At 66.8% G+C, this 15,421-nt stretch carries 13 protein-coding genes; 9 read left to right on the forward strand and 4 right to left on the reverse strand.

Annotated features, from left to right (window positions below; all coding sequences use genetic code 11):
• Nucleotides 1–47: 47 nt before the first annotated feature.
• Genes cyoB through BPET_RS17245 form a run of 4 tightly spaced genes read left to right on the forward strand, consistent with a single transcriptional unit; the run spans nt 48 to nt 3,814 of the window.
• Nucleotides 48–2,051, forward strand: coding sequence for a cytochrome o ubiquinol oxidase subunit I (gene cyoB, locus BPET_RS17230; protein WP_012250295.1), 2,004 nt, complete (start codon nt 48–50; stop codon nt 2,049–2,051).
• Nucleotides 2,044–2,670: a cytochrome o ubiquinol oxidase subunit III gene (gene cyoC, locus BPET_RS17235; protein WP_012250296.1), complete on the forward strand. Its 627-nt coding sequence runs from the start codon at nt 2,044–2,046 to the stop codon at nt 2,668–2,670. The genes cyoB and cyoC overlap by 8 nt, the downstream gene beginning before the upstream one ends.
• On the forward strand, nt 2,667–3,044 hold the full coding sequence (gene cyoD / locus BPET_RS17240; protein WP_012250297.1) for a cytochrome o ubiquinol oxidase subunit IV: 378 nt from the start codon (nt 2,667–2,669) through the stop codon (nt 3,042–3,044). Before cyoC ends, cyoD begins: the two co-directional genes overlap by 4 nt.
• On the forward strand, nt 3,041–3,814 hold the full coding sequence (locus tag BPET_RS17245; protein WP_041863039.1) for an SURF1 family protein: 774 nt from the start codon (nt 3,041–3,043) through the stop codon (nt 3,812–3,814). The genes cyoD and BPET_RS17245 overlap by 4 nt, the downstream gene beginning before the upstream one ends.
• Nucleotides 3,815–3,853: 39 nt before the next feature.
• Here the strand turns inward: BPET_RS17245 and BPET_RS17250 are convergent, their stop codons facing one another.
• Nucleotides 3,854–5,944, reverse strand: coding sequence for an ATP-dependent helicase (locus BPET_RS17250; RefSeq protein WP_041863040.1), 2,091 nt, complete (start codon nt 5,942–5,944; stop codon nt 3,854–3,856).
• Nucleotides 5,945–6,021: 77 nt separating this feature from the next.
• Here BPET_RS17250 and BPET_RS17255 point away from each other — a divergent pair, with 77 nt between their 5' ends.
• Nucleotides 6,022–6,978: a DUF72 domain-containing protein gene (locus tag BPET_RS17255; RefSeq protein WP_012250300.1), complete on the forward strand. Its 957-nt coding sequence runs from the start codon at nt 6,022–6,024 to the stop codon at nt 6,976–6,978.
• Between the two features lie 15 nt (nt 6,979–6,993).
• Here the strand turns inward: BPET_RS17255 and pdxR are convergent, their stop codons facing one another.
• Nucleotides 6,994–8,484, reverse strand: a complete 1,491-nt coding sequence (pdxR, locus tag BPET_RS17260; RefSeq protein ID WP_407921173.1) for a MocR-like pyridoxine biosynthesis transcription factor PdxR — start codon at nt 8,482–8,484, stop codon at nt 6,994–6,996.
• Nucleotides 8,485–8,627: 143 nt separating this feature from the next.
• Between pdxR and BPET_RS17265 the strand changes: the two genes are divergently transcribed.
• The 3 genes from BPET_RS17265 to BPET_RS17275 all read left to right on the forward strand — a co-directional run bounded on the left by BPET_RS17265 (nt 8,628) and on the right by BPET_RS17275 (nt 12,485).
• Nucleotides 8,628–9,893: a 4-aminobutyrate--2-oxoglutarate transaminase gene (locus tag BPET_RS17265; RefSeq protein WP_012250302.1), complete on the forward strand. Its 1,266-nt coding sequence runs from the start codon at nt 8,628–8,630 to the stop codon at nt 9,891–9,893.
• Between the two features lie 98 nt (nt 9,894–9,991).
• The gene (locus BPET_RS17270; protein ID WP_012250303.1) at nt 9,992–11,461 is read left to right on the forward strand and encodes an NAD-dependent succinate-semialdehyde dehydrogenase; all 1,470 of its coding nucleotides are present in this window, start codon (nt 9,992–9,994) and stop codon (nt 11,459–11,461) included.
• 175 nt (nt 11,462–11,636) lie between these two features.
• On the forward strand, nt 11,637–12,485 hold the full coding sequence (locus BPET_RS17275) for an inositol monophosphatase family protein (protein ID WP_012250304.1): 849 nt from the start codon (nt 11,637–11,639) through the stop codon (nt 12,483–12,485).
• Nucleotides 12,486–12,620: 135 nt separating this feature from the next.
• Here the strand turns inward: BPET_RS17275 and BPET_RS17280 are convergent, their stop codons facing one another.
• Both BPET_RS17280 and epsC read right to left on the reverse strand, forming a co-directional pair.
• Entirely contained in the window at nt 12,621–13,502 is an 882-nt protein-coding gene (locus BPET_RS17280; protein WP_012250305.1) for an NAD-dependent protein deacetylase, read from the reverse strand.
• Nucleotides 13,503–13,519: 17 nt separating this feature from the next.
• The gene (gene epsC / locus BPET_RS17285; protein WP_012250306.1) at nt 13,520–14,476 is read right to left on the reverse strand and encodes a serine O-acetyltransferase EpsC; all 957 of its coding nucleotides are present in this window, start codon (nt 14,474–14,476) and stop codon (nt 13,520–13,522) included.
• Nucleotides 14,477–14,737: 261 nt separating this feature from the next.
• Between epsC and BPET_RS17290 the strand changes: the two genes are divergently transcribed.
• Nucleotides 14,738–15,409 carry a TetR/AcrR family transcriptional regulator gene (locus BPET_RS17290; protein ID WP_041863041.1) on the forward strand — a complete coding sequence of 224 codons (672 nt, stop codon included), beginning with the start codon at nt 14,738–14,740 and terminating at the stop codon, nt 15,407–15,409.
• Nucleotides 15,410–15,421 lie beyond the last annotated feature (12 nt).

The following is a 15,421-nucleotide window of genomic DNA, read 5'->3' on the forward strand; positions in this document are numbered from 1 at the left end:
TTACCCCCAGCCCCGCTTGACGAACGAATCTAGCAGGAACCCTGAAAATGCCAGACCATCCCGTCACCGAAAGCCTGTTGTTCGGACGCCTGAGCTGGGACGCGATCCCCTACCACGAGCCCATTCTGGTGGTCACGTTCATCGGCGTGGCGCTGGGCGCCGCCGCCGTGCTGGGCGCGATCACCTACTTCCGCCTGTGGGGCTACTTGTGGCGCGAGTGGTTCACCAGCATCGACCACAAGAAAATCGGCATCATGTACGTGGTATTGGGACTGATCATGCTGCTGCGCGGCTTCGCCGACGCCCTCATGATGCGTACCCAGCAGGCCATCGCCTTCGGTGAAAGCGCGGGCTACCTGCCCCCGCACCACTACGACCAGATATTCACCGCCCATGGCGTGATCATGATTTTCTTCGTGGCCATGCCGCTGGTCACCGGCCTGATGAACTACGTGGTGCCGCTGCAGATCGGCGCGCGCGACGTGGCCTTTCCCTTCCTGAACAACTTCAGCTTCTGGATGACGGTGGTCGGCGCGGTACTGGTGATGATGTCGCTGTTCGTGGGCGAGTTCGCGCGCACCGGCTGGCTGGCGTATCCGCCGCTGTCGGGCATATTGAATAGTCCCGATGTGGGGGTGGACTATTACATCTGGGCATTGCAGATAGCAGGGGTAGGAACCCTGCTGTCGGGCGTGAACCTGCTGGTGACCATCGTGAAGATGCGCGCCCCGGGCATGAACATGATGCGCATGCCGATTTTCACCTGGACCGCGCTGTGCACCAACGTGCTGATCGTCGTGTCGTTCCCGGTGCTGACCGCGGTGCTGGCGCTGCTGGCGCTCGACCGCTACCTGGGCACCAATTTCTTCACGGCCGATGGCGGCGGCAACGCCATGATGTACGTGAACCTGATCTGGATCTGGGGCCACCCCGAGGTCTATATCCTGGTGCTGCCGGCCTTCGGCATTTTTTCCGAGATCGTGCCCACTTTCTGCCGCAAGCGGCTGTTCGGTTACGCGTCGATGGTGTACGCCACGGTCGTGATCACCGTGTTGTCGTACCTGGTGTGGCTGCATCACTTCTTCACGATGGGATCAGGGGCGAGCGTCAACTCGTTCTTCGGCATCACCACCATGATCATATCGATTCCCACCGGAGCCAAGGTATTCAACTGGCTGTTCACCATGTTCCGCGGGCGCATCCGCTTCGAAGTGCCAATGCTCTGGACCATAGGCTTCATGGTGACCTTCGTGATCGGCGGCATGACCGGCGTGCTATTGGCGGTGCCTCCGGCCGACTTCGCCCTGCACAACAGCCTGTTCCTGATCGCGCACTTTCATAACGTCATCATCGGCGGCGTGGTGTTCGGCCTGTTCGCCGGCATTACCTACTGGTTTCCGAAGGCCTTCGGCTACCGCCTGGACCCCTACTGGGGCAAATGGTCGTTCTGGCTGTGGCTGGTGGGCTTCTACGTGGCGTTCATGCCGCTGTATGTGCTGGGATTGCTGGGCGTCACGCGGCGCATGAACCATTTCGACGACGGCTCGCTGCAGATCTGGTTCCAGATCGCCGCCCTGGGCGCCCTGCTGATCGCAGGCGGCATCGCATGCTTCCTGATCCAGTTGTACGTCAGCTTCAAGCGGCGCGACGCGCTGCGCGACCACACCGGCGACCCCTGGAATGCCCGCACCCTGGAATGGTCGACTTCGTCGCCCCCGCCCCCCTACAACTATGCGTTCACGCCGCTGGTGCACGACCGCGACGCCTGGTGGCAGATGAAGCAACTGGGCTACACGCGGCCCCAGAGCGGCTTCATTCCGATCCACATGCCGTCCAATACCTGGGCAGGCATCGTGCTGGCGGGCATTTCGATGGTAATGGGCTTCGCGCTGATCTGGCACATGTGGCCGCTGGCGATCCTGAGCTTCGCGGCCGTGATCGGCGTCGCGATTTTCCACACCTTTGACTACAACCGCGATTACTACGTGCCGGCCGACGACGTCGCCCGCTGCGAGGCCGATCGCACCAGACTGCTGGCCAGCCATGCCTGAACACACCGCTACCCTGCCGGGCGACGCCGGTCGCCAGTTCTACCTGACGGAAGAACACCATGTGAAGAACGGCACCCTGCTGGGCTTCTGGGTGTACGTCATGAGCGACTGCCTGATCTTCGCCTGCCTGTTCGCCACCTACGGCGTGCTGGGCCGCAATTACGACGGCGGGCCGACCGGGGCCGATCTGTTCGAGCTGCCGCTGGTGGCGCTCAACACCTCGCTGCTGCTGCTGTCTTCCATTACCTATGGGTTCGCGCTGCTGCAGGGCCGCAAGGGGCGCGTGGGCTCGCTGCTGGGCTGGCTGGCGGTCACCGGCCTGCTGGGCGCCGGCTTCCTGGGCCTGGAAATCTACGAGTTCGCCCACCTGATCGCCGAAGGCGCCGGCCCGCAGCGCAGCGCCTTTCTGTCGGCGTTTTTCACTCTGGTCGGCACCCATGGGCTGCACGTGACTTTCGGCCTTGTCTGGCTGGTGGTGCTGATGGTGCAGATCGGCATGCATGGCCTGATTATCCCGAACAAGCGGCGCCTGATGTGCCTGTCCATGTTCTGGCATTTCCTGGACGTGGTCTGGATCGGCGTCTTCACCGTGGTCTACCTGATGGGAGTCCTGCCATGAGCGCACCCGCCACCGCCCCCAACGGCCACGAAGAAGATCCGCTGGCCCATGCCTCGCTGCATGGCTACCTGCTGGGCTTCGCGCTGGCGGCCATCCTGACCGCCATTCCGTTTTTCATCGTCATGGCCAATGTGTTTTCCAGTTCGCGGGTGACCGGCCTGGTGCTGCTGGCGCTGGCCATTGTCCAGATCGTGGTCCACGTCATTTACTTCCTGCACGTCGACTTCCAGTCCGAAGGCGGATGGAACATGCTTTCCATCGTGTTCACGCTGGTGCTGGTGGTGATCGCGCTCAGCGGCTCGATCTGGATCATGTACCATCTGGATCACAATATGATGCCCATGTCGACGCACGACATGCGAAACATGCCTTGAAGCCCCAGCCGTCCCAGCCTGCTCCGCCCTCGTCCCGCAGCGCCGCCAGAATTGTCTTCCTGGCCGTGCTGGCGGCCATGCTGTTTGCCGTGTTCTGCTCGCTGGGCGTGTGGCAGGTGCAGCGCCGCGCCTGGAAACTGGAACTGATTTCGCAGGTTGAACAACGCGTGCACCAGCCCGCCGCCCAGGCGCCCGGGCCGGCGCAATGGCCGTCGCTGAGCCGCTCCGGCGATGAATACCGGCATGTGCAGGCCGTCGGCACGCCCCTTTACGACCGGGAAACGCTGGTGCAGGCCACCACCGATTACGGCAGCGGCTACTGGGTGATGACCCCGCTGCAATTGCGCGATGGCGGCACGGTGCTGATCAACCGCGGTTTCGTGCTGCCGGCCTGGCGCAAGCACACGGCCCCGCGGCCTGCGCCCGGCGAGATCCGCGTGGCGGGCCTGCTGCGTATGTCCGAACCCGACCTGCGTTTTCTGCGCCACAACGATCCGGCCCGCAACATCTGGTATTCGCGCGATACCGGCGCCATCGCGACGGCGCGCAGCCTGGGCGAAGTCGCCCCCTACTTCATCGACGTGGGAAAAACCCCGGGCCAGGCATCAAACCCGGCCGTGGCGCCGGTGCCGGGCCTGACCGTGATCGATTTTCCGAACAACCACCTGTCGTACGCCATTACGTGGTTCGCCCTGGCCGCGATGGTGATCGTGGGCGCGGCCATCGCCCTGCGCGTTGAACGGCGCGGGCGCGATGATGGCGACGCATAAGGAAGGTTGGCCGGCCGGCTGTCCGGCCAAGCCGGGGTTCTAGGCAAACAGCTTGCGCACGCGCTGCGCCACGTCGATGCGCGGCGCCGATTCGGCGGGTGGGCGGCCTCGGCCGTGCGGCAGCTCGGGCGGCGCGGGCAGCATCTCGAACAGCGGCACCAGCGCGTCCGGGATGAAACGCGTGCGCGACCCGTATACATGACGGTCGCCCAGGCCGGTCTGCTGGTGCACATAGAAGCGCTGCGGCACCACCAGCTGCAGGCTTTCTTTGGCGCGCGTCATGGCCACGTACAGCAGGCGCCGTTCTTCTTCGATTTCCTCGGCCGTGCCAGTGCTCATGTCGGATGGAATACAGCCATCGACGACGTTCAGCACATACACCGCTTTCCATTCCTGGCCCTTGGCCGAATGAATGGTGGACAGGATCATGTAGTCTTCGTCGCGCAGCGGCGGGCCCGATTCGGCGCTGGTGGCGTCCGGCGGGTCCAGCGTCAGTTCGGTCAGGAAGCGTTCGCGGCTGGCGTACCCGGCTGCGATGCGCGCCAGCTGGTCGAGGTCGGCCTTGCGCACGCGCGCGTCGTCGTACAGGCGTTCGAGCTGCGGCGCATACCAGCGCAACGCCAGGTCCAGGTCGGCTGGCCATTGCAGGCCCGGCGCGCGCAGGGCGGCATAAGTTTGTGCAAAGGCTTCCCAATCGGCCTTGGCCGCCGCGCCCGGCTTGAAGTCGCGCAGCGCCGCCAGCGGCTCGGGAGCGTCGGCCAGCGCATCCATCAGGCGCCCCGCGATGGCCGGCCCGATGCCGGGCAGCAGCTGCGCGGCGCGAAACCCGGCCAGCCGCCCGCGCGGGTTCTCGGCCCAGCGCAGCAACGACAGCACGTCTTTGATGTGGGCGGCTTCCAGGAAACGCAGCCCGCCGAATTTCACGAACGGGATATTGCGGCGGGTGAGCTCGAGTTCGAGCGCGGCGCTGTGGTGCGACGCGCGGAACAAGGCTGCCTGCGACTTCAGCGTGGCGCCGGCTTCGCGCTGCGCCAGCACCTGGTCGGCCACCCAGCGCGCCTGCCCGGCCTCGTCGCTTACGGTTACCAGCGCGGGCCGGTTCGACGACGCGCGGTCGGTCCAGAGATTCTTGGTGTAGCGCTCGGCGGCCAGCCCGATGACGGCGTTGGACGCATCCAGGATGGGCTGGGTGGAACGATAGTTGCGCTCCAGCGTGATCACGTGCGCGGGCCGCGCGAACTGGCCGGGAAAATCCAGAATGTTGCGCACGGTGGCGGCGCGGAACGAATAAATAGACTGCGCGTCGTCGCCCACCACGGTCAGGCCCTGGCCGTCGGGTTTCATGGCCAGCAGGATGGCCGACTGCAGGCGGTTGGTGTCCTGGTATTCGTCGACCAGCACGTGGTCAAAGCGCGCCCCGATCTCCCGGGCCAGCACTTCGTCTTGCATCATCTCTGACCAATACAGCAGCAGGTCGTCGTAATCGAGCACCTGCTGGTCCTGCTTGGCCTGCACATAGGCGCCGAACAGGCCCTTCAGCGCGTCTTCCCATTGGGCGCACCACGGAAAGGCCTGCTTCAGGACATCGGCCAACGGAGCCTGGCTGTTGATCACCCGCGAGTAAATGGCCAGGCAGGTGCCCTTGAGCGGGAACCGCTCAGCGGTGGCCGACAGGCCCCTTTCGTGCCGCACCATGCCCATCAGGTCTTCGGCGTCGCCCCGGTCATGGATGGTGAAGCTTTCCGACAGGCCGATGCGGGTGGCGCAGTCGCGCAGCAACCGGGCGCCAATGCCGTGGAAGGTGCCGGCCCACGGCAGCGCGGGCGCCTGCTGGGTGGCATGCAGCTTCATCACGCGGCGCAGCACCATGCCCACGCGGCGCTCCATTTCCTGGGCGGCGCGGCGCGAGAAGGTCAGCAGCAACATGCGCTGCGGGTCGGCGCCGTTCAGGATCAGGTGGGCAACCCGGTGGGCCAGCGTACTGGTTTTGCCCGAGCCGGCGCCCGCAATGACCAGCAGCGCGGGCGCATCGGGCTGGCCCACGCCGAATTCGGCGGCAGCCCGCTGCGCGGGGTTGAGCTCGGACAGGTAGTCGGCGGGATCGGGACGGGAATGCGGGGGGGCGGACATGGCGGACCGTAGCGGTAAATACTGTATATTCATCCAGACTATAACGGAACTGGCCCGTCGCCGTCGCCCGCCCCGCCATGCCCATCCTGACCGGCACCGCTTCCTGGACCGACCCCACTCTGCTGGCCTGCGGCCGCTTCTATCCGCCGCAGGCGCGCACGCCCGAGTCGCGCCTGCGCCACTACGCCAGCCTGTTTCCGCTGGCCGAAGTCGACGCTACTTACTACGGGCTGCCAAGCGGGCACATGGCGCACCTGTGGTCCACCCGCACACCGGACGATTTCGTCTTCAATATCAAGGCGTTCCGCCTGTTCACCGGGCATCCGGCGCCGCTGCGCGCACTGCCGGCCGACATCCGGCGCGAGCTGGGCGGCGCGGACGACGAGGCCTGCAACCCGGCCGGCCCGAACGGCGGCTCGGCCAGGCCGCGGCACCCGGCCCGGGCCGAGCCCGCCGTGTTCTACAACCAATTACCCACCGACCTGCTGGATGAGCTGTGGCGGCGCTTCCTGGTGGCGCTGGAACCCCTGCGCCTGGCCGGCAAGCTGGGCGCCGTGCATTTCCAGTTCGCACCCTGGGTGCAATGTGATGCGCGCGGCCACGCCCTGGTGAGCGCATGCGCGCGCCGCATGCAGGAACACCTGATGGCCGCCGAATTCCGCCATCGCAGCTGGTTCGACGGCACCGCCCGCAGCGCCGCCACGCTGGACTTCGAACGCGACCTGGGCGTGGTGCACACCATCGTCGACGCGCCGCAAGGCTTCGACAACACCGTGCCCGCCATATGGGAGGCCACCCACCCCGAACTGGCCGTCCTGCGCCTGCACGGCCGCAACGCGGCCGCCTGGAACCGCATGAGCGGCGCCTCGTCGGGGCGCTTCCAGTACGAATACACGCCGGCCGAACTGGCCGAACTGGCCGAGCGGCTCAAGCGCCTGGCCCAGCGCGTGCGCAATGCACACGCGGTGCTGAACACCAACTACCAGGACCAGGGCATGCGCAACGCCGCCGGACTGGCGGCCGCCTTGAAGTAAAGGCCGGCCGTGCCGCTAGGCGCGGCGCCGCGCCACGGCGGCCAGGCTGTCCAGCACCGTTTCGAACTTGCGCGCGATGTCGCTTTCGGGCACGCAGGCGTAGCCCAGCAACAGCCCCGGCCGGCTGGGCGTGCCGGTGGCGTAGTAACGCGACAGCGGCCGAGTCAGCACGCCGCGCACGCGCGCTTCTTCAACCACGCGTTCATCGTCCATATCGTCGGGCAGGTTCAGCACCAGGTGCAGCCCCGCATCGCTGGAATCGCGATGCAGCCAGCCTTCGCCCAGGCGGCGTTCGATCAGGTTGACCAGCATCGCGCGCCGCCGCGCGTACAGCATGCGCATGCGGCGGATGTGGGCGGCGTAGTGGCCTTCGGCAATGAACGTGGCCAGCGCCGCGTGCGTCATCAAGTGGCCTTCGCGGTAAAGCTCGGCATGCGCGGCCTGGAACGCCCGGGCCAGCCCCTTGGGCAGCACCAGGTAGCCGATCCGCAGCCCCGGATACAGCGTCTTGCTGAACGTGCCCAGGTAGATCACGGGCGCATCGGGCTCCAGCCCCTGCAGCGACGCGATCGGCCGGCCCGAGAAACGGAATTCGCTGTCGTAGTCGTCTTCGATGATCCAGCTGCCCCAGGTGCGCGCCATGGCCAGCAATTGCCGGCGCCGCGCCAGCGACATCACCGACCCCAGCGGATACTGGTGCGATGGCGTCACGAACACGAAGCGGGGCGGCGCGCCCTCGGGCTGGGCGGGCAGCTGCATGCCCTCATCGTCGACCGGCTGGTGGACGATGCTGATGCCGTTGGCCGCCAGCACGGTGCGCGCGCCCCAGTAGCCCGGGTTTTCCACCCACGCCACATCGCCCGGGTCGCCCAGGATGCGCGTGGCCAGGTCGATGGCCTGGTGCGAGCCTTCCACGATGATGATCTGCTCGGGTTCGCAATCGATGGAGCGCGTGACCGCCAGGTGCTGGGCCAGCGCCTCGCGCAGCGCCGGCAACCCGCCGCCGTACGAATAGCTGAGCATGGCCGGCGTGGGGTTGCGCCACAATGCGCCCAGGATGCGGCCGAACTTCTTGTGCGGAAATTCAGTGACGTCAGGCACCCCGGGCATGAAGGCGCCCCACTGATATGGAGATGCCGAGGCCTCGTCGACAATGTGCGAGCCGCGCGCCGATAAAGACGCGCCGGGCTGTGCCGCGGCGGCGTGCCGCCGGCCGCGTCCGCTGGCCAGGTAAGCGTCGGGAACGGAGTCGGTGACGAAGGTGCCATTGCCCTGGCGGCTATAGGTGTAGCCTTCGGCCAGCAACTGGCCGTACACGTGCACCACCGTGTTGCGCGCGATGCCCAGTTCGGCCGCCAGGTCGCGCGAGGCGGGCAGCCGCGTGCCGGCGGCGATGGCGCCATCCAGGATGGCTTCGCGGATGCCGCGGTACAGACGCTTGTTCATCGGCCCGTCGGAGGGCTCGCCCAGCCGCAGTTGCAGCAGGTCGCCGGCAAGGGTACGCAATTGGTTCTACCAGTTTTGCCAGAGTGGTTCTTATCAATGGGGCCATCTTAGCATTAAATAAACCCTGGACAGGCGCCGCCCACGGCGGCGCCGGCGCTTCCCGCCGCGCCCGCGGCGCCCTCTTGTTTGCCATCGAGGCTGAAATGCAGAACCGAGACTTGAATACCCGCCGTTCGCTGGCCACGCCGCGCGGCGTGGGCGTGATGTGCGACCTGTACGCCGTGCGCGCGGAAAACGCGACACTGTGGGATAGCACCGGCAAGGAATACATCGACTTCGCCGGCGGCATCGCCGTGCTGAACACCGGCCACCGCCATCCCAAGGTGAAGGCCGCCGTGGCCGAACAGCTCGAGGCCTTCACGCACACGGCCTACCAGATCGTGCCGTACGAAAGCTACGTGGCGCTGGCCGAGCGCATCAACGCCCTGGCGCCCATCGACGGCCTGAAAAAGACCGCCTTCTTCACGACCGGCGTCGAAGCGGTCGAGAACGCCGTGAAAATCGCGCGCGCCTACACCGGCCGCTCGGGCGTGGTGGCGTTCACGGGCTCGTTCCATGGCCGCACCATGCTGGGCATGGCGCTCACCGGCAAAGTGGCGCCCTACAAACTCGCCTTCGGCCCCATGCCCGGCGACATCTATCACGTGCCCTTCCCCAACGGCACGCAAGACATCAGCGTGGCCGACTCGCTCAAGGCGCTCGACCTGCTGTTCAAGTCGGACATCGATCCCCAGCGCGTGGCGGCCATCATCATCGAGCCGGTGCAGGGCGAAGGCGGCTTCAACATCACGCCGCCCGAGTTGATGACGGCGCTGCGCAAGGTCTGCGACGAGCACGGCATCATGCTGATCGCCGACGAAGTGCAGACCGGCTTCGCGCGCACCGGCAAGCTGTTCGCCATGCAGCACCACGGCGTGCAGGCCGACCTGATCACCATGGCCAAGAGCCTGGGCGGCGGCTTCCCCATCTCGGGCGTGGTGGGCCGCGCCGAAGTCATGGACGGTCCGGCCCCGGGCGGCCTGGGCGGCACGTATGCCGGCAACCCGCTGGCGGTCGCCGCCGCGCATGCGGTGCTGGACGTCATCGAAGAAGAACAGCTGTGCGCCCGCGCCGAGCAACTGGGCCGGCGCCTGCAAGACCACCTGAACAAGCTGCGCCCGCGCTGCCCGGCCATTGCCGACGTGCGCGGCCTCGGTTCGATGGTGGCGTTGGAATTGAACGACCCGGCCACCGGAAAGCCCGACGCGGCGGCGGTCAAGCGCGTGCAGGATGAGGCAATTCAACGCGGCCTGATTTTGCTAAGCTGCGGTGTATACGGAAACGTATTGCGCTTCCTGTATCCCTTGACCATCCCTGACGCTCAATTCGCCCAGGCGCTCGACATCCTCGCCGATGTCCTGACCGCCTGACCCCGGCGATTCCGCCAGGATATCCGGCCGCGCGCGCCCACTGCGGGGCGCGCGCGGCCGGTTGGCCATTTCGCGCTTTCATATATCAAGGAGTCTTCATGTCGCAATTGCCCCAACCGCTCAAGCGCGCCGAGCTGCTGCGCGACGCCTGCTACATCGACGGCAAATGGGTGGGCGCCAGCGGCGGCGCCACCATCCCCGTCGACAACCCGTCCACGGGCAAAACCATTGTGTCGGTGCCCAAGCTGGGCCGCAAGGAAACCGAACAGGCCATCGCCAGCGCCGAAGCCGCCCTGCCCGCCTGGGCGGCCAAGACGGGCAAGGAACGCGCCGCGATCCTGCTGAAATGGGCCCAGCTGATGATGGCCAACCAGCAAGACCTGGCCATCATCATGACCTCGGAACAAGGCAAACCGGTTACCGAAGCCGCCGGCGAAATCGCCTATGCCGCCTCGTTCCTGGAATGGTTTTCCGAAGAAGCCAAGCGCATCGACGGCGACGTGCTGCAAAGCCCCAAGGCCGGCCAGCGCCTGATGGTGTTGAAGCAGCCCATCGGCGTCACCGCCGCCATCACTCCGTGGAACTTCCCGGCCGCGATGATCACGCGCAAGGCCGGGCCGGCGCTGGCCGCCGGCTGCACCATGGTGGTCAAGCCGGCGCAACAGACGCCCCTGACCGCGCTGGCCCTGGCCGTGCTGGCCGAAGAAGCCGGCGTGCCGCCCGGCGTGTTTCACGTCATTACCGGCAGCTCGCGCGAGATCGGCGCGGCGCTGTGCGAAAGCGATGCCGTGCGCAAGCTGAGCTTCACCGGCTCGACCGAAGTGGGCCGCACGCTGATGGAGCAGTGCGCCCCCACTATCAAAAAACTGTCGCTGGAACTGGGCGGCAATGCGCCTTTCATCGTGTTCAACGACGCCGACCTCGACCGCGCGGTCGACGGCATCCTGGCCTCGAAGTACCGCAACGCCGGCCAGACCTGCGTGTGCGCCAACCGCATCTACATCCAGTCGGGCGTGTACGAAGACGTGCTCAAGCGGCTGACCGCCAAGGTCGAGGCCATGAAAGTGGGCGACGGCTTTGCCGACGGCGTGACGCAAGGTCCGCTGATCGACAGCAACGCGGTGGCCAAGGTGCAGGAACACATCGCCGACGCCACCCAGCATGGCGCCAAGGTGGTAACCGGCGGCAAGCCGCACGCGCTGGGTGGCACGTTCTTCCAGCCCACCATCGTGCGCGACGTGACCCCGTCGATGCGCTTCGCCACCGAAGAAACCTTCGGCCCGGTGGCGCCGCTGTTCAAGTTCGAGACCGAAGAAGAAGTGCTCAAGCAGGCCAACAACACCATCTTCGGGCTCGCGGCCTACTTCTACACGCGCGACTACGCGCGCGTGTGGCGCGTATCCGAAGCGCTGGAATACGGCATCGTGGGCATCAACACCGGCATCATCTCGAACGAGGTCGGTCCCTTCGGCGGCGTGAAGCAATCGGGCCTGGGCCGCGAAGGCTCGAAGTACGGCATCGAGGAATACCTCGAACTGAAGTACCTCTGCCTGGACCTGGGCGCCTGACCCGGGCGGCATGGCGCAGCCATGCCCGGCAAGGTGCCTGACATCCTCCGGGTGTCGGGCACCGGCCGCGCTTCAGGCGCCTGTGCGCTCGAATTCCCCCTGAAGTCATTGTTCCTCCTTCAGGACACTGACATGCAAACATGCTAGATTTGCGGCTCTTCCCGACGAGTCCGGCATGACCAAGACCTACACCCGCGAAGACACGCGGCGCATCGCCGCGATCCTGGCCGAAGCCGCGCAGGCCGAAGTCATGCCGCGCTTTCGCCGGCTCACGGCCGACGCCGTGCACACCAAGAGCTCGCCGCGCGATCTCGTCACCGACGCCGACGAGGCCGCCGAGCGCTTCATCGCGGCGCGCCTGGCCAAGCTGCACCCGGGCGCGATCATGGTGGGCGAAGAAGCCTCCACGCGTAATCCGGCGCTGCTCAACATGCTGGTCGACGCCGACCTGGCCTTTCTCATCGATCCCATCGACGGCACCCGCAATTTCGTGGCGGGGCTGCCGCTGTTCGGCATGATGGTAGCGGTATGCCATCGCGGCGACGTGCTGGCCGGCGTCATCTACGACCCCGTCGCGCACGACTGGGCCATGGCGGTGCGCGGCGAAGGCGCCTGGTCCGAATCCGGCGACGGCACGCAAACGCCGCTGAAAGTGGCGCAGCCCGGCCCGCCCCACGAAATGGACGGCCTCATCGCCACCGGTTTCCTGCCCGAGCCGCTGCGCAGCACGGTCAATGGCAACCTGGCCACGCTGGGTTCGACCGCCTCGCTGCGCTGCGCCGCGCACGAATACCGCATGGGGGCCAGCGGGCACTGTCATGTCATGCTGTACAACAAGCTCGATCCCTGGGACCACGCCGCCGGCTGGCTGCTGCACCGCGAAGCGGGCGGCTTCTCGGCCCACTTCGACGCCAGCCCCTACAAGCCCACCCACCGCACGGGCGGCCTGCTGTACGCGCCCGACGTCGGCAGCTGGCATGCCGCCCGGCGCGCCCTGATGGGCGAGGACTTCCCCACCGCCTGAAAGTCCATGCGGCCAATGCCTGCCCAGGCCACCGCGCGGGCGGCCGGTTTATCCCCAGTTTCTGTGGACAACCCTATGGAAAGCTTGGGGTCATTTGCAAAAAAACCAATCGCGGCAAGCACTTGCTTATTGCGATCACGGTAGCGCGACAAAAGGACCATACAGCGCGTCCAGGGCATCGGCGCACGGCCGGGACACCTTCAGGGCGAACAGGTCGTCGGCGCGCGTGCGGCCCAGGTTCAGGGCCGCGACAGGCAGGCCGTCTTCGGCCGCCGCGCGCACATAGCGGTAGCCCGAATGCACCATCAATGACGAGCCCACCACCAGCACGGCATCCGCCTGCTCCAGCGCGGCGCGGGCCCGCGCCCCGCGCTCGGGCGGAATGCTTTCGCCGAAGAACACCACGTCGGGCTTGACGATGCCGCCGCAACGCGGACAGGCCGGCACCTCGAAGCTGGAAAAATCCACGCCTTCCAGGTCGGCGTCGCCGTCGGGCGCATCGGCGGCGTCCAGCTCGGCCCAGGCAGGATTGCGGCCCTCCAGCTCGGCCTGCCAGGCCGCGCGCGGTCCGCGCCAGTCGCAGCGCATGCAGCGCACTTCGTCCAGCCGGCCGTGCAAGTCCAGCACGTTACGGCTGCCGGCGGCCTGGTGCAGGCCGTCGACATTCTGCGTAACCAAAAGGCCAATGCAGCCCCGCGCTTCAAGATGCGCGAGCGCGCGATGCGCGGCGTTGGGTTGCACATTGCCGAAGCGGCGCCAGCCCACAGCGCTGCGCGCCCAGTAGCGCGCGCGCATATGGGCATGCCCCATGAACGACCGGAAATCAATGGGCGGCCTGCGCTTCCACTGGCCGTCGGCATCGCGGTAATCGGGAATGCCGGAGCCTGTGCTGCAGCCCGCGCCCGTCAGGACGAACAGGCGCGAATGGCGATCGATGAATTCGCCCAGCGCCCGCAGATCCGCGGCGCCAGGCGCCGGAACCGCGGACGCCGCGCAGGCGCGGGCCGAAGCGTCCATGGCCGGCAAACGCCGCGCTACGCGCCGCCCAGACCGCAGTCGGGCATGTCGCTGACCAGGCTGGCCTGCGTGACGTTGCTGCCGGGCGGCACGCTGCGCGTCAGCCAGACGTTGCCGCCGATGGTCGAGCCATGCCCGATGGTGACGCGTCCCAGAATGGTGGCGCCCGCGTAGATCACCACATCGTCTTCAATGATGGGGTGGCGCGGCAGTCCCTTTTTCAGCTCGCCGTTCTCGCCCGGCGGGAAGCGCTTGGCGCCCAGCGTCACCATCTGGTACAGCCGCACGCGATCGCCGATGATGGCGGTTTCGCCGATGACCACGCCGGTGCCGTGATCAATGAAGAAACTCTTGCCGATGGTGGCGCCCGGGTGGATGTCGATACCCGTGTCGGCATGCGCGATCTCGGCCACGATGCGCGCCAGCATGGGCACGCCCAGCTTGTACATCACGCTGGCCAGGCGGTGGTGAATCATGGCGCTCACGCCCGGATAGCAGAGCAGCACTTCGTCGACGCTGTGCGCGGCCGGGTCGCCCTGATAGGCGGCGGTCACGTCCAGGTCGAGCGCGCGCCGCACTTGCGGCAGCGCGGCGCCGAACTGCCGCACGATCTGCACGGCGCGCGCGCGCAAGCTGGCCTCGGGCTCGGGTTCGGGCGCATTGCGGCCCATGTGGTGCAGCTCAAGACAGACCTGGTGCAGTAAGGCATCGAGCGCCGCGCCAATGGTGTGCCCGACATAAAAGTCTTCGACTTCCTCGCGCAGGTCGATGGGCCCCAGGCGCATGGGAAACAGCGCCCCGCACAACTGCCGCACGATCACGCGCAGGCTTTCCTGCGACGGGAATTCACGGTCGCCGGCGTCGTCGCGCAGGCGGCCGCGCGGGCCGCGCCAGTCGACGCGGGCCGCGCGCAGCCCCGACACGATGTTATCCAGATTCCAGTGCGCCGACGGCGAGTGGGACGAATCATTCATGGCAGCAACCCCGCAGCCGCGGGCGCGGCAATGTATACGGACATGGCAAGTACCTCTGCAAAGCCTGCGCCGCGTTTCGCCGCAGCGCAATATCCCTGAACTGTAACCGCTCGCGCGCGGTTTGCCGCGCGCGACCCGTCTTGCGTTGGGGTTTTGGAACGCGCGCCCGCGCGGCCCAAACCCATAGGGTTAATGCTGACTCGCACTTTTCGGGCCGGTGCCTATAATGAATTCAAACGAACGTTTGAATGAATGCCCGCCATGAATGAACTCAACTCACCCTCCACCCGCGAAATCATCCTGGACACAGCCGAGGCGCTGTTCGCCCGGCAAGGCCACGACGGCACGTCGATGCGGCAGATCACCAGCGAGGCGGGCGTCAACCTGGCGGCGGTGAACTATCACTTCGGCTCGAAAGAAGCCCTGGTGCAGGCCGTGCTGAAGCGGCGCCTGGCGGTCCTGAACCAGGAGCGCCTGCGCCTGCTCGACGAGCTGGAGGCCCGGGCGGGCGGCGAGCCGCTCAAGCCGTCCCAGATCGTCGATGCATTCTTCGGCACGCTGCTGCGCCTGGCGGCCCGCCCGGATCACGCCGGCAAGCATTTCCTGCCCCTGCTCGAACGCACCATGACCGACCCCACCGGCTTCATCCGCGCGGTGGTGGCCGAAGAGTACGCCGACGTCATGGAGCGCTACCAGACAGCCCTGTTCAAGGCCCTGCCCGACGTGCCGCGCGACGAAATCATCTGGCGCTTCCAGTTCATGCTGGGCGCCACGTCCTATGCCATTGTGGGCACCGAGGTGCTGCGAATGTGCATGGGCTGGAGCCTCGATGACCCCGAGCAGGCGCACGACCCCGAACGGCTGCTGCCGCGCCTGATGAGCTTCCTGCTGGGCGGCCTGCGCGCTCCCCTGCCCCAATATCCCAAGGCCTGACATGGAATGCGG

Origin of the sequence: Bordetella petrii (genome assembly GCF_000067205.1) — a bacterium.
Taxonomy (GTDB): Bacteria; Pseudomonadota; Gammaproteobacteria; order Burkholderiales; family Burkholderiaceae_B; genus Bordetella_A; species Bordetella_A petrii.